This window comes from Corallincola platygyrae (assembly GCF_039544265.1).
GTDB lineage: Bacteria > Pseudomonadota > Gammaproteobacteria > Enterobacterales > Neiellaceae > Corallincola > Corallincola platygyrae.
In genome coordinates, this window is record NZ_BAABLI010000006.1 from 57,650 (window position 1) to 71,704 (window position 14,055).

General features: G+C 50.1%; 9 protein-coding genes. 5 read left to right on the forward strand and 4 right to left on the reverse strand.

Annotated elements, in window-relative coordinates:
* Positions 1-54 precede the first annotated feature (54 nt).
* The 3 genes from seqA to ABEA14_RS03985 all read left to right on the forward strand — a co-directional run bounded on the left by seqA (position 55) and on the right by ABEA14_RS03985 (position 5,006).
* Complete coding sequence (gene seqA, locus ABEA14_RS03975) at positions 55-594, forward strand: replication initiation negative regulator SeqA (RefSeq protein ID WP_345338652.1); 540 nt, start codon at positions 55-57, stop codon at positions 592-594.
* 46 nt (positions 595-640) lie between these two features.
* Positions 641-2,293: a phosphoglucomutase (alpha-D-glucose-1,6-bisphosphate-dependent) gene (pgm, locus tag ABEA14_RS03980; RefSeq protein ID WP_345338565.1), complete on the forward strand. Its 1,653-nt coding sequence runs from the start codon at positions 641-643 to the stop codon at positions 2,291-2,293.
* 214 nt (positions 2,294-2,507) lie between these two features.
* Entirely contained in the window at positions 2,508-5,006 is a 2,499-nt protein-coding gene (locus ABEA14_RS03985) for a glycogen/starch/alpha-glucan phosphorylase (RefSeq protein ID WP_345338566.1), read from the forward strand.
* 209 nt (positions 5,007-5,215) lie between these two features.
* On the opposite strand, the gene ABEA14_RS03990 is transcribed toward ABEA14_RS03985, so the two are convergent.
* The 3 genes from ABEA14_RS03990 to ABEA14_RS04000 all read right to left on the reverse strand — a co-directional run bounded on the left by ABEA14_RS03990 (position 5,216) and on the right by ABEA14_RS04000 (position 8,837).
* Positions 5,216-6,172 (reverse strand): GGDEF domain-containing protein, encoded by a 957-nt coding sequence (locus ABEA14_RS03990; protein ID WP_345338567.1) that lies wholly within the window; start codon positions 6,170-6,172, stop codon positions 5,216-5,218.
* Positions 6,173-6,356: 184 nt separating this feature from the next.
* The gene (locus ABEA14_RS03995; protein WP_345338568.1) at positions 6,357-8,306 is read right to left on the reverse strand and encodes an exoribonuclease II; all 1,950 of its coding nucleotides are present in this window, start codon (positions 8,304-8,306) and stop codon (positions 6,357-6,359) included.
* A gap of 51 nt (positions 8,307-8,357) precedes the next feature.
* The gene (locus ABEA14_RS04000; protein WP_345338569.1) at positions 8,358-8,837 is read right to left on the reverse strand and encodes a type III secretion system chaperone family protein; all 480 of its coding nucleotides are present in this window, start codon (positions 8,835-8,837) and stop codon (positions 8,358-8,360) included.
* Between the two features lie 208 nt (positions 8,838-9,045).
* On the opposite strand from ABEA14_RS04000, the gene astE reads away from it, so the two are divergent.
* Both astE and ydiJ read left to right on the forward strand, forming a co-directional pair.
* On the forward strand, positions 9,046-10,131 hold the full coding sequence (astE, locus tag ABEA14_RS04005) for a succinylglutamate desuccinylase (protein ID WP_345338570.1): 1,086 nt from the start codon (positions 9,046-9,048) through the stop codon (positions 10,129-10,131).
* A 142-nt stretch (positions 10,132-10,273) separates the two neighbouring features.
* Complete coding sequence (gene ydiJ, locus ABEA14_RS04010) at positions 10,274-13,339, forward strand: D-2-hydroxyglutarate dehydrogenase YdiJ (RefSeq protein WP_345338571.1); 3,066 nt, start codon at positions 10,274-10,276, stop codon at positions 13,337-13,339.
* Positions 13,340-13,391: 52 nt separating this feature from the next.
* Here the strand turns inward: ydiJ and ABEA14_RS04015 are convergent, their stop codons facing one another.
* Positions 13,392-14,030 carry a CBM96 family carbohydrate-binding protein gene (locus ABEA14_RS04015; protein ID WP_345338572.1) on the reverse strand — a complete coding sequence of 213 codons (639 nt, stop codon included), beginning with the start codon at positions 14,028-14,030 and terminating at the stop codon, positions 13,392-13,394.
* Between the last annotated feature and the right edge of the window lie 25 nt (positions 14,031-14,055).

The following is a 14,055-nucleotide window of genomic DNA, read 5'->3' on the forward strand; positions in this document are numbered from 1 at the left end:
ATGTATAATTAGGCCCATTTTGTGCCAGCGCATAGTGAAGCGGTGACAGACAAAATGAAGACAATTGAAGTAGATGAAGACCTTTATCAGTTTATAGCCAGCAAGACGGAGCGGATTGGCGAGAGTGCCTCTGATATCCTCCGTCGATTGATTGGCTTTGAACAACAGAACAATAATGAAGCGCAGACTGAAATAGTTGAGTCTGAGCCTACGCCTCCCATTCCTGAAACTAACTCTGAATTCGAATTCGACAGCCAGGCAGTTGCCAAGCAAAAAGGCGCTGTGGGCCGTTTCGTCTATATTCTTTCATTACTCCATCAATACTCGCCGGATAAGTTTGCTGCGGTATTGAACATTAAAGGTCGCAACCGAGTGTATTTTGCTACCAGCAAAGCGACTCTGTTAGCGGCAGGAAGCAGCACGGCACCGAGGCAAATACCCGATTCTCCTTACTGGGTGATTACCAATACCAATACAGGCAAGAAGCGAGAAATGCTTAAGCGTGCGATGGCGGTATTGGAGCTTGATGAAAGTTTGGTAGACCAGATGTTACAAACCTTGCCTTCGTCATCCGGCAAGAAAGTAAAGAAATAGATTTCTCATTTAATCATCGTAGATAAAAGTAGGGTAGGTAATACCTATGGCGTTACATCCACAAGCTGGCAAACCTGCTGGCGCAGAGCAGATGTGCAACATCCCAAGATTAATGGCTGCCTATTATCAATATCAGCCTGATCCGTCAGAGCCTTCTCAGCAAGTGAGCTTCGGTACCTCTGGTCACCGTGGTTCTTCTTTGAAGAAGTCATTCAATGAAGCACATATCCTGGCGATCGCCCAGGCGCTGGTTGAGTACCGTGCAGAGCAGGGCACAACGGGCCCCATGTTCGTAGGCTTCGATACCCATGCATTGTCTGAAGCTGCATTTGGTTCTGCTTTGCAGGTACTGATTGCTAATGGCATCGAAGTGCGTTTTCAAGAAGGTCTGGGCTACACGCCAACACCTGTGATTTCTCACGCCATCCTCAGCTACAACAAAGAACGTACTGAAGGCTTGGCTGACGGTGTTGTGATCACACCGAGTCATAACCCACCTGAAGATGGTGGGTTCAAATACAATCCGCCTAATGGTGGCCCGGCTGATGGCACGGCGACTGCGATTGTGCAGTCTCGAGCAAACCAAATCCTAGCGGCTAACCTCGAAGGCGTTAAATTGGTGACCACAGAGCAGGCAATGGCGTCTGACCTGGCCGTCGCTTATGACTACATCACGCCTTATGTTGATGACCTGGGTAATGTCATCGATATGGAAGCGATCAAGAAAGCGGGCATCAAGTTGGGTGTAGACCCTATGGGTGGTTCCGGCATCGCATTCTGGCCAGCAATTAAGGCCAAGTACGGTATCGATATTGAAGTTGTGAATGAACGCGTTGACCCTGCATTCTCATTCATGACCCTCGACAAAGATGGCAAGATCCGTATGGACTGTTCAAGTCCTTATGCGATGGCCAGCCTGATCGACCTCAAAGACCGCTTTGACGTTGCCGTCAGTAATGACCCGGACAATGACCGTCACGGCATTGTGACCAAAAGCGTCGGCCTGATGAACCCTAACCATTACTTAGCTGTGGCTATTGAATACCTGTTCACCCACCGCAAAGGTTGGGGTGACGACATGGCTATCGGTAAAACCCTGGTATCCAGCTCTATGATCGACCGCGTGGCGGAAAGCCTCGGCCGCAAAATGAGCGAAGTGCCTGTCGGCTTTAAATGGTTTGTAGATGGCCTGTTCGACGGTAGCTTCGGCTTTGGTGGCGAAGAAAGCGCTGGTGCGTCTTTCCAGCGTTTCGACGGCTCTGTTTGGAGTACCGATAAGGATGGCATCATCCTGGCGCTGCTGGCAGCTGAGATCACTGCTGTGACAGGTAAAGATCCTGGTGAGTTATATCAGGTTCTGGAGTCTAAGTTCGGTAGCCCTGTTTATGAGCGCCTTGATGCGCCAGCAAACCACGAACAGAAAAAAGTACTTTCGAACCTCACCCCAGATATGGTTGAAGCTGACACACTGGCAGGTGAGCCAATTGTTGCTAAGCTGACTCATGCTCAGGGTAACGGTGCAGCGATCGGCGGCCTGAAAGTCGTCACTGAAAATGGCTGGTTTGCAGCGCGCCCATCTGGCACAGAAGAGATCTACAAGATCTACACTGAGAGCTTTATCGGCGCTGAACACATTAAGCAGATCCAGGAAGAAGCAAAAGAGATTGTTGCGGCAGCTTTCGCGAAAGCTGGCTGCTAATGGTTGCTTTTTGTACAGATTTCACTGTTTTATTGAAAAATGTTGAAAACCCATTACAGTAAAGCCGCGAAAAATCAGACTTGGATCAAATAACCAAGGCGAGTCACCCGATAGGATTTGGCTCGCTTGAAATTTTACAACAGACTGTTTGCTCGATTTTTAATCGGTAGACAAAAGTATGTCCCGTCACAACTAAACGAAGGACAGTAACAACATGGCAACCAAGAAAACTACTCGTAGTGCAAAGAAAGCAGCTCCGGCTTCGCGTTTCTCTTTGACCACGGCAGAATTCAAGGAAAGCATCCTGAAGCATCTGCACTCAACTCTGGGCACAGATGAAAACAAGGCAAGTAACCGCGCGTGGGCTGAAGCTACTGCAGCTGCAGCTAACGATTTCGTTTACGAGCGTCTCCGTCAAACTCAAAAAGCTCACTTTGAAGCTGATACTCGCGCAGTACACTATCTGTCTGCGGAGTTCCTGATGGGTCGTTTGCTTTCTAACAACCTTCACAACCTCGGCGTGTTTGAAGCTGCTGCTGATGCACTGAAAGAGCTTGGTCATGACATCTCTGTCATCCTGGATGAAGAGCCTGATATGGCTCTGGGTAACGGTGGTCTGGGTCGCTTGGCGGCTTGTTTCATCGATTCACTGGCAACATTGAACTACCCAGCTATCGGCTACGGTATCCATTACGAGCACGGCCTGTTCCGTCAGGAATTCCGTGACAACCGTCAGATCGAGCGCCCTGATGAGTGGCGTGAGTACGGCAGCCCATTCGAAATCTGCCGTCCAGAATCTATCCAAGAAGTTCCTCTGTTCGGTTACGTTGAAACTGTATTCGACGAAACTGGTAACATGAAGAAGAAATGGCACCCAGGACGCGTTATCAAAGGTGTTCCATGGGATGTTCCAATCGTAGGTTTCGGTGCTGAAACCGTAAACATCCTGCGTCTGTGGGAATCACGTGCATCTGACTTCTTCAACTGGGATGTATTCAACGCGGGTGGTTATGTTGACTCACAAGCTGAGAATGCAGAAGCTGAAGCAGTTTCTAAAGTTCTTTACCCGAACGACGAAACTGAAGCTGGTAAGCAGCTGCGTCTGATCCAGCAGTACTTCTTCTGTGCATGTTCACTGAAAGATATCGTTCGTCGTTATCGTCGTGCACACGGCGACGACTGGAGCAAGTTCGCTGACCAGAACGTTATGCAGCTGAACGATACTCACCCAGCGGTTGCTATCCCTGAATTCATGCGTCTGTTGGTAGACGAGTACGACATGAACTGGGATGACGCTTGGAAGATCAGCCGTAGCGCATTTGCATACACTAACCACACTCTGCTGCCAGAAGCACTGGAGAAGTGGGACGTATACCTGTTCGAGCGCGTACTGCCTCGTCACCTGGAAATCATTTACGAAATCAACCGTCGCTTCCTGAACGACGAAGTTGAAGCGAAATGGCCTGGCAACGATGAAATCAAAGCTAAGCTTTCTATCATCGAAGAAGGCGATTCTCGCAAAGTTCGCATGGGTCACCTGTCAGTAATCGGTTCATTCAAAGTGAACGGTGTTGCTCAGATCCACTCTGAACTGGTTAAGAAAGACCTGTTCCCAGAGTACGATGCGCTGTTCCCAGGCAAATTCACTAACGTAACTAACGGTATTACTCCGCGTCGTTGGTTGAAAGCGTGTAACCCACGTCTGTCTGCACTGTTGACTGAAAAAGTTGGCGAAGAATGGCCACGTGACCTCGAGTTGCTGCGTGATATCGCTAAGTACGCTGATGATCCTGCATTCCAGAAGGAATACATGGATATCAAACTGGCGAACAAAGTAGATATGGCTGCAACCATCAAAGAGCTGACTGGTGTTGAAGTTGACCCAACAGCAATCTTTGACGTACAGATCAAGCGTCTGCACGAGTACAAGCGTCAGCAAATGAACCTGCTGCACATCCTGGCTCTGTACCGCCGTCTGCTGGAAAACCCAGACTACGACATGCATCCTCGTGTTGTTATCTTCGGTTCTAAAGCTGCACCTGGTTACAAGCTGGCGAAGGACATCATCTACGGCATCAACTGTATTGCTGACAAGGTGAACAACGATCCTCGCATCAAAGGTAAGCTGAAGGTTGTATTCCTGCCTAACTACCGTGTAACTATCGCTGAAAAACTGATCCCAGCAGCTGACCTGTCTCAGCAGATCTCTCTGGCAGGTTTCGAAGCGTCAGGTACTGGTAACATGAAGCTGGCTCTGAACGGTGCTTTGACTGTTGGTACTCTTGACGGTGCAAACATCGAAATCGCTGAAGAAGCGGGTGAAGAGCACGTTTGTATCTTCGGTATGAACGTTGACGAAGCTCAGGCGTTGAAAGCTCAAGGCTACAACCCTTGGGATTACTACTACAGCAACCCAGAGCTGAAAGCGATTCTGGATTGGCTGGATACTGACTACTTCACACCTGGTAAGCCTGGTGAGTTGTCAAGCATCAAGCGCAGCCTGCTGGACGGTGGTGACCCGTACATGGCTCTGGCTGACTTCGAGTCTTACTCAGATGCGCATAAGCGTGCTGATACTCGCTTCCGCGATAAGGCTGGTTGGGCACGTTCAATGATCATCAATACAGCGACTATGGGTAAATTCAACTCAGACCGCTCTATGGAAGATTACGTACGTGACATCTGGAAGCTGACCAAGTGTCCAGTTAAGTAAGAACTCTTCTTGCTAGAAAAAAGCCACCTTCGGGTGGCTTTTTTTATGGCTGGTGCTTTGTGACAGCTGCGATGCTCTGTAATCAAATAGCATCGCGCCAGCACTTGGCATTGCCATGTGCTACTGGGACTCATTCATAAGTTAGGTAAGGGAGGGGGCCTGTGCGAGAGCGTAGCGGGCGAGTTAGACTTAGTTGCTATAGAGGTGAATTAGACAACTCTGTTTCGACCAGAAGTCTTAGCTTCGTAGAGTCTGTCGTCGGCGCGTTTTAACCAACTGTCAGCACTTTCTTCGATAACCATCTCCGCAACTCCAAAACTGGCTGTGAGATTAATGTTGCAGTCAAAGGAGTGGTCTACCAGAGATTCCCTGAGTTTTTCTGCCACCGCCATAGCATCCATCTGCTCGGTTTCTGGAAGCAACACTGCGAACTCCTCACCGCCAAATCGATATAAGCTGTCGGTTCCTCGAATTGTTCGACTTATACAGTTAGCAGCTTGTTTGAGCACCTCATCACCCACGGTATGACCATGGGTATCATTGATCTCTTTAAAGTGATCGAGGTCGATGCAGATTAGGCTGCAATGCCTACGATAGCGCTTTCCATAATCGATAGCTTGGGCCAACGCTTTCGACATCATTCTGCGATTAAATACGCCTGTGAGCGGATCTCGGTTCGCTTGCCTTTCAAGCGCCTTTTGGTTGGTTTCGACCTCATAAGCGAAAAATGCGGTAAACAGTAAGCTCAGGCCGATACCAATAGAAAACTTAAACACTAATACTGATGGCGCGGCATTTAATGACAGGGCGATGGATAGAATTGTGTAGACAACACTGAGAACCAAACCAGCTCTGAAACCGAAGATAAAAAACAGCATGGACGCTGCGCCGAAGGTATAGATGAGTCCTCTGATACCCAATTGATAGCAGACGCCAAGCAGGGCCATACATACAACAATAATGAATGTCTTGCTGTATAAGCTATTGTCTTTGCCCTGAGCCAGGCGAAATACAGAGAGCGCCAGTGGCAGTGCCGCGATAATTAGCACCACGCCAACAATATGGCTTTCCCAGCCAATATGGTACACACCGTATGCTGACAACGGGATCAGCATAAGTACATGTAGCAGCAATGCAAATTTACTGGAATGGCCGGCACTAAGCATGGGATCGGTTTGCGACTCCTTGTCTTAACTCCCTATAAGATTACGCTTTTTTTTGCAAAACACCCATGTCTGTTTGGTTATGGTGGGTCAAAATGTGACCTTGCTGACGACAGGATAAAAAAGAAGGGCCGCAACAGCGGCCCTTCATTCGGAGAATTTTTCTTTAACTAGCGATCAACAGCGATTAATCCGCTAACGGCTCGGCAGGTTTACCTACCAGAGAGCGAGTCGCCAGTTTGGCTTCGGTAAGCACCAGAGAAAAACTGTCAGCCAGCTGCAGTACTTTATTTTCTTTGATGGCCAAACAACCCAGCTCTCTGTCGATGGTCAGTTCCTCTTTCTTATCGTGGATCAGCGAGGCGGGAACAAAAGCAACCGCGCCGTTTTCTTTCAGTCTGACGCGCACACCACCACGGTTTATGTCGATCACTTCCCCGGTAAACACCTGCTTCTCTTTGACTGCGGTTTGCAGGAACCGAACATAAAGCCAGTCACCCATGGAACGCTCAGCCTGACGGTTGCGTTTGCGTTGTAACGTCAAGTGTTCCACTAGAGCGGCGTCAGGTTTATTTGTACCTTCTACATTTGATGCTAACACTGCTTTTAGAAGGCGATGATTAACCATATCGCCGTACTTACGAATTGGAGAAGTCCAGGTGGCGTAGCCTTCAAAGCCCAGACCAAAGTGAGGGCCTGGCTCGCTATGGATCAGGCTGTAGCTCTGCTTCGAGCGGATGCGGGCATCAAGATAGCCTGTGGGTTGGTCATCCAGCCATCGGCGTAGTTCACAGAACCCTTCCAGGGTAAGAATGGCATCACGATCGAAATTACCCTGATGTTCATTGATGATGCTGACCACATCATCAACTTTCTCCGGGTCGATACCAGTATGAACATTAAACACGCCCGCGTTTACATGGCTTCTCAGCCACTTGGCCGCACATACGTTGGCAATAAGCATTGATTCTTCGACCATACGATGGGCAATGTTGCGGTGATCAACATGGATAGCAGCCACTTCACCTTCGTCATTTACCTCAAAGCGATAATCTGGACGCTCAGGGAAGATCAAGGCGTGGTCATGGCGCCACTGGGTGCGAGCCAGGGCAAAACTGTGTAGCGCTTTTAGCTGTGCTGCGAGCTTTCCTTCAGGTTGCCATGAAGATGTCTCAGCTTCCAAAAACTCTGCAACCTGGTCGTAGCTGAGTTTGTTCTGAGAGCGGATCGTAGCAAGGAAAAATTCACCGTCACCTTTGAGCTCGCCAGATTTATCAACATCGATGCGGCAACAAAGGGCAGGGCGGTCTTCATTCTCAACCAAAGAGCAAAGGGATTCGCTCAAGGTGGGTGGCAACATCGAGACATTGTGTCCGGGCAGATACAAGGTAAATGCACGTGACATCGCTTCTTTATCCAGGGCGTCTCCTTCGGCTATATAGGCCGTGGGATCGGCAATGGCGACCGTCAGTTGCCAGCCATCAGTGGTTTCGCTGATGAGCAGAGCATCATCCATGTCACGGGTAGATGCACCGTCGATAGTGAAAAAGGCTTCAGCGGTCAGGTCCTGGCGCGGGCAGGGGTCTTCCAAGCGGGTAAACTCCTGTTCAGCAGGAGGCTGGTCAGGCAGTTCGTGGGTGGCGGGTACCACTTTCCAGGCCGCGAGTTTGTCATCTGCCGTTGTGATCTTACGCTCGATGCTGGCGAAGAAGTTGTTATCGCCTTTCAGAGGATGACGCTGGAGGCGGGCCACCACCCAATCACCTTCAGCCAGACTAACCTCTTTCCCGGCATTGTTTCTTGCATTGATTGGGTGTTTTATCACTGGGTGGTCAGCGACAACGGCCGGACGATCTTTACGAAAGGTCACTCGCGCGATAAAGCGCTCCAGGCCTTGCTCAACCAGACTATCTGGTTCAACGCTCTCTTTCTCCCCATCTTTGCGTAGCAAGGCGACAACCTTATCGCCATGCAGCACCTTCTTCATTGCCGGTGGTGGAACAAAATAGCGTTTCCCTTTATCCGTCTCTAAGAAGCCGTAGCTCTTGTCCGTTGCGCGGATGGTTCCCTCGACTTTAGGGATAGACGCTTTGATCTCGGTTTTCAGTTGCTGGAGAAGGGGATTGTCTTTAAACATAAGGTTCCTGGGTAAAGCGATTTGGTTCTCGTCTGCGGCGTTCAGTACTGATTAGTGGACAATATTGCTTGTCTCATCGGGTTTACTGGCAGACGCATTATCCACCACTAATACGCCATTATCGTGACACTCGCCGATAACTTGCTCGACTATCTCAATGGTTTGGTTAAAAAAGTGCTCAAACTGCTTCATTGTGATTGCGGCGCCAACAAACAATGATTGGCTCACCACTAACCGAGGTAATGAGTCATCCTGGATATCCACGAAGATCTTTGTTGTTGGCCAGGCTGCATTGATATTGCCCAGCTCTGCCATCAGATGCAGCAAGCCCGAGGGTTTTATCTCTGCTTCAGTACTCAGCAACATCCATTCTTCATCCACAAACAGGCGCGATTCAAGCACGCCTTCCATCTCCTGAACTTGAGGCAAGTGCAGCGCCTGGCAGTTGTCACAGATATAGGTAGGTATCTCCAGTGACTCTAGCCAATGTTTAACCTGATCCCGATCGGGGCGGATGAGGGTGTTTACCATGGGATGGATGAATTTCCTGAGTTGATATTTAGCTGTATGACACTTGGTGAGCAAGTGTGGTGATGTCAGTCAGACGTTACAAGGCGAGATTATACGTCCTTTACCAGATGATCGACAGCCTTTGCCTTCTTCTTCGACGCCGCTATAGTTTGCAGCATCTTTTTGAAATCTTGGCGATTAGGTTAAAGCGCCATCCTTGGGAGCTGATTTGTCTGCATTGAACTGGACTGAAACATTCGATTTTCTCAAATACACCTTGAGCGAGGGCGAGTCATCAGACATTGGCCCTGCTGATAGTTATCCTAAGTCCATTCAATCTGCGCCGGCCTGTGCCCACTTAGAGGCAACACTGCTGGCGCCTGGTGTATTGCAATTCACACCAAACCAGGCAACCGACACCGACCTGATCCTCTCCTGTGCAGTTCACGGCAATGAAACAGCGCCCATTGAGATCTGCAATCGCCTGACCAACGCAATTCTGGCGGGTGATTTAAACCTGCGTGTTCGACTGTTAGTGATGATTGGCAACATCCCAGCGATCAAAGCGGGCACTCGTTTTATTGATGAGAACTTAAATCGCCTGTTTAAACCCGATGCTCGCCTGACCGAGGCCACGAACCCGGAGCAGAGCAGGGCGATAGCCTTGATGGCTGAGGTCGACCGCTTCTTTGAAAGTGGCGGAGAGCTTAATGAGCGACGTCGTATTCACCTGGATCTTCACACGGCAATTCGTGGCTCAAAACATCAGAAGTTCGCTGTACACCCCTTCCTACACGGGAAGCCTTATCAGGAAAGGTTTATCGCGTTGTTGTCTGGTTTAGATTGCACAGCGGTACTCTTGTCCCATGAGGCCACCGGGACTTTCAGCTATTTCAGCTCCAAAGCGCATGGTGCCGAAGCTGCGACTGTCGAACTGGGCAAAGTGATGCCATTTGGTGAGAACAATCCGATGGATTATCTGCTCACAGAAACCACGCTGCGTGCATTACTGATTCAGCAGTTTGACTGGCAGCAGGTTAACTGGCGCAGCGCGCTGCAGCTATTCCAGGTCAGTCGTTCAGTGCATAAACAGACGGAAGATTTCTCTCTGAATTTTGCCGACGATACCTTCAATTTCACCCAGTTCGAAACTGACTCGTTGATTTGTCAGGATGGCGATACCGCATATACAGCGCAAGCGCCGGGCGAAGCAATTGTGTTTCCCAATGCGAACGTGGCTATTGGCCAACGCGCCTTGCTGCTGCTCCAAACGGTGACCGAACCTGACCAACGATTGGGTTTTTCTGACGCCTAAACAACCCTGTTTGCCTTGATCTGACGCCCGCTCTCACTCGAATAAAGAGTTAGTACAAGGGGCTGGTAGGCGCACACGCCACGCTATTGGCGTGCTATACTGCCCGCCCTTTTTTGTTTAAGCGGCAAGAGATTGGCAATTCATGATCCCTAAGATTGATCATCAACACCTGTTGGCGCCTGACTGCTTAGCGTACCTGGACGCATTGGAAAAAGCAGGCTTCGAAGGCGACATTGAGAAGGATTACGGTAGTCGATTGGCAGTAGCCACCGACAACAGTGTATATCAGCAGTTACCGCAAGCGGTTCTTTTCCCGAAACACCACGAAGACGTGGTGCTGATGACCTCCATTGCCAATCAGTCCCCATACCAGTCCATCTCCTTTAGCGCCCGCGGTGGCGGTACCGGCACCAACGGCCAGTCATTGACGCCCGGCGTAGTTGTCGACCTATCTCGTCATATGAATAAGGTGCTCGAAGTTAACGCCGAAGAGGGCTGGGTGCGGGTACAGACGGGGGTGGTTAAAGACCAGTTGAACGACGCATTGCGCCCCCATGGTTTGTTCTTCTCGCCAGATCTCTCAACGTCAAATCGCGCGACCATTGGCGGCATGATCAACACCGACGCTTCCGGCCAGGGGTCATTGGTTTACGGTAAAACCAGCGACCATATCCTTGGTTTGCGTTCGGTACTGGTTGGCGGTGCGGATATCGATACCCAACCGATTTCGATGGAATCGGCTGAAGAGTTGGCCAAAGGCGATAATGCTGAGGCGGCTATTTATCAGCAGATCCTGGCAAGCTGCCGAGATATGCGTGATGCGGTCGTTGATAAGTTCCCGAAGCTCAACCGCTTCCTGACCGGGTACGACCTTAAACACGCGGTCAGTGACGATATGAGCCAGGTAGACGCCAGTCGTCTGCTGGCGGGCTCAGAAGGCTCATTGGCAATTATTACTGAAGCCAAGCTCAATACCACGGTTATCCCAACCTTCCGCGCGCTGGTTAACGTTAAGTACGACAGTTTTGAATCAGCGCTGCGTAATGCGCCTGTGATGGTCGAAGCTAAGGCGTTGTCGGTTGAAACCGTTGACTCCCGCGTGCTTAACCTGGCCCGTGAAGATATCGTTTGGCACTCAGTCAAAGATCTGATCACCGACGTGCCCGGTAAAGAGATGCAGGGCATCAATATCGTTGAGTTTGCAGACCAGAGTGAGCAAGAGCAGCAAAACAAACTAACCGCGCTCTGTGCTCAGCTGGACAAGCTGATTGCCGAAGAGCAGGGCGGTATTATCGGTTATCAGGTGACCGAAGATTTAGCATCCATTAACCGCATCTACGGCATGCGTAAAAAAGCCGTAGGCCTGCTCGGCGCAGCCAAAGGACGTAAGAAGCCGATCGCGTTTGCGGAAGATACCTGTGTGCCGCCAGAGAACCTAGCTGACTTCATTATGGAGTTCCGTCAGCTACTGGACGATCACAAGCTCGACTACGGCATGTTTGGTCATGTCGATGCTGGCGTGCTACACGTTCGTCCCGCGCTAGATCTTTGCGATCCGGAACAGGAAGTCTTGCTACGCAAAATCTCTGACCAGGTGGTTGCACTCACTGCCAAGTATGGCGGTTTGATGTGGGGCGAGCATGGTAAAGGTTATCGCAGTGAATACTCACCGGCTTTCTTTGGTGATGTGCTGTGGGGTGAATTACGTAAGATTAAAACCGCGTTCGACCCGAACAACCGCCTGAACCCTGGCAAAATCTGTACACCCGTGGATTCTGATGGCGAGTTGGTGTCAGTCGATGCCACCAAACGTGGTTATTACGACCGCCAGATCGACGTCAAAGTGCGTGACAGCTTTACTCAAACAGTAGACTGCAACGGCAATGGCCTTTGTTTTAACTACGACCTGACTAGCCCGATGTGCCCGTCGATGAAGATCACCAAAGATCGTCGTCACTCGCCAAAAGGGCGTGCGGGCCTGGTGCGTGAATGGTTGCGACTGGCCGAAGGCGAAGGGCTTGACGTACTTGCGCTGGAAAAAGCGACGGAGTCGGAAGGCCTGAGCGTCAAACATCTGGTCGATAAGATCGGTAATACCTGGCGCAAAAAGCAGGGCGAGTATGATTATGCCCACGAAGTGATGGACGCAATGAAAGGCTGTCTGGCATGTAAAGCCTGTACCAGCCAATGCCCAATCAAAGTGGATGTGCCCACCTTCCGTGCGCGTTTTATGCAGCTTTATCATACTCGCTACCTGCGTCCTTTCCGCGACCATCTGGTCGCCAACATTGAAAAAGCACTGCCACTGATGGCGAAGCTGCCGGGCTTTATCAACTTTTTCCTTAAACAAGGATGGGTGAAGTTCCTCGCAGCAAAAACCACAGGTTTTGTTGACGCGCCACTTATCAGCACGCCGACGCTGAAAAAATCGTTGAGTGGCCACAGCGCCATGGGCTATGAACTTGAGGATTTGAAAGCAATCCCAGCAGAACAGCGCAGCCAGTATGTGCTGGTGGTGCAGGATCCGTTCACCACTTATTACGATGCTGATGTTGTACGGGACTTGATCCTGCTGATTGAAAAACTGGGCTTTAGGCCGGTGTTACTGCCATTTAAACCCAATGGTAAACCCCAGCATGTGAAAGGCTTCCTGAAGGCATTCGCCAAGACGGCTCGTGATGCCGCTGATTTCCTGCAGCAAGTGTCTGAGCTGGGCATGCCGATGGTAGGGGTCGACCCATCGCTGGTAATGACCTACCGAGATGAGTATGTGCATGCGCTTGGTGAAGATCGTGGTGACTTCGAAGTGATGCTGTTCCAGGAATGGTTCTTGAAAGCGGACTTGCAGGTGCCCAAAGCGGATGTGGATTTGGCCACTGTGCCAGCGTATAAGCTGTTTGGTCACTGCACTGAAAAGACCGCGCTGCCCACCAGTGATAACGACTGGAAGAACATTTTCGAACTGTTTGGTATTCCACTGGCGAATCAACCCGTGGGCTGCTGTGGTATGGCAGGGACTTATGGTCATGAGTTGCCGAACCTTGAAAACTCGAAAGGCATTTATGAGTTAAGTTGGCAGCAGCCACTGCAGCAAAATCCGCAAGAAGCTGTGTTGGCGACGGGGTACTCTTGTCGTAGTCAGGTAAAACGGATGGATGGCTTTAAGCCCAAACATCCGGTTCAGGCCCTGTTGGCCTTGTACCAATAAATAAAAAAACCGCCGATTGGCGGTTTTTTTATTCGAGTAATATTTACGATGCTTAGCCCTTGGTTCGGCGTGTTACCAAGCCTAATATGCCAAGCGCTAACAAAGCCAGCGGGGCTGGAGCAGGTACATCAGATGTGTAGTTGATGGTGAGGGTTGGAGCCCACATCTGGTTGTCACTGCCATGCCAATAGACATAGCTGTAACTCTCTTTTTCGTTACGCATTGCCAGTGACAAAGTGTCATCTGACAAGTCTGCCAGCCAGTCAAACGCGTCGATATCTAGGATCCAGTCGTAAGCGATGTAGTCACCACCAGGGAAGCCTGTTTGTGCTGTGGTTAGTTGCTCATTTAAACCTGGGTGGCTACTGCCACGGCTCCAGCTATCGTCATTTACATGATAAATGGAGACTTCAGGGTCCTGGTAAGGATTGCCAAAGCCCTCTTCGTGATAGGTAGTCAGTGTCATTGATTCAATCGTGATGTCGTCAGCGAATACCGACAGATCGAACTTCATAAAGCCATCCACGTGGCCTGTAGACTGGTTGTAATAGGCTCTCAGACGGTCATCATTCCATGAGTTGGTTGCACTCATGGAACCTGTATCAAAGGCACTGACAGTGAGCATGCCTGCATTTGCGATAGAGCTCAGGCTCAAAAGGGCCGCACCAGCAACTAACTTTCTAATACTCATTAACTTTTCCCTGATAAAAATGATT

What these genes read in the sequence shown, in the direction of transcription:
- pgm (WP_345338565.1), top strand. Translation starts at nt 641, where the DNA reads ATGGCGTTACATCCACAAGCTGGCAAACCTGCTGGCGCAGAGCAGATG.
- ABEA14_RS04000 (WP_345338569.1), bottom strand. Translation starts at nt 8,837, where the DNA reads ATGGTAAACACCCTCATCCGCCCCGATCGGGATCAGGTTAAACATTGG.
- ydiJ (WP_345338571.1), top strand. Translation starts at nt 10,274, where the DNA reads ATGATCCCTAAGATTGATCATCAACACCTGTTGGCGCCTGACTGCTTA.
- ABEA14_RS03995 (WP_345338568.1), bottom strand. Translation starts at nt 8,306, where the DNA reads ATGTTTAAAGACAATCCCCTTCTCCAGCAACTGAAAACCGAGATCAAA.
- ABEA14_RS04015 (WP_345338572.1), bottom strand. Translation starts at nt 14,030, where the DNA reads ATGAGTATTAGAAAGTTAGTTGCTGGTGCGGCCCTTTTGAGCCTGAGC.
- ABEA14_RS03985 (WP_345338566.1), top strand. Translation starts at nt 2,508, where the DNA reads ATGGCAACCAAGAAAACTACTCGTAGTGCAAAGAAAGCAGCTCCGGCT.
- ABEA14_RS03990 (WP_345338567.1), bottom strand. Translation starts at nt 6,172, where the DNA reads ATGCTTAGTGCCGGCCATTCCAGTAAATTTGCATTGCTGCTACATGTA.
- seqA (WP_345338652.1), top strand. Translation starts at nt 55, where the DNA reads ATGAAGACAATTGAAGTAGATGAAGACCTTTATCAGTTTATAGCCAGC.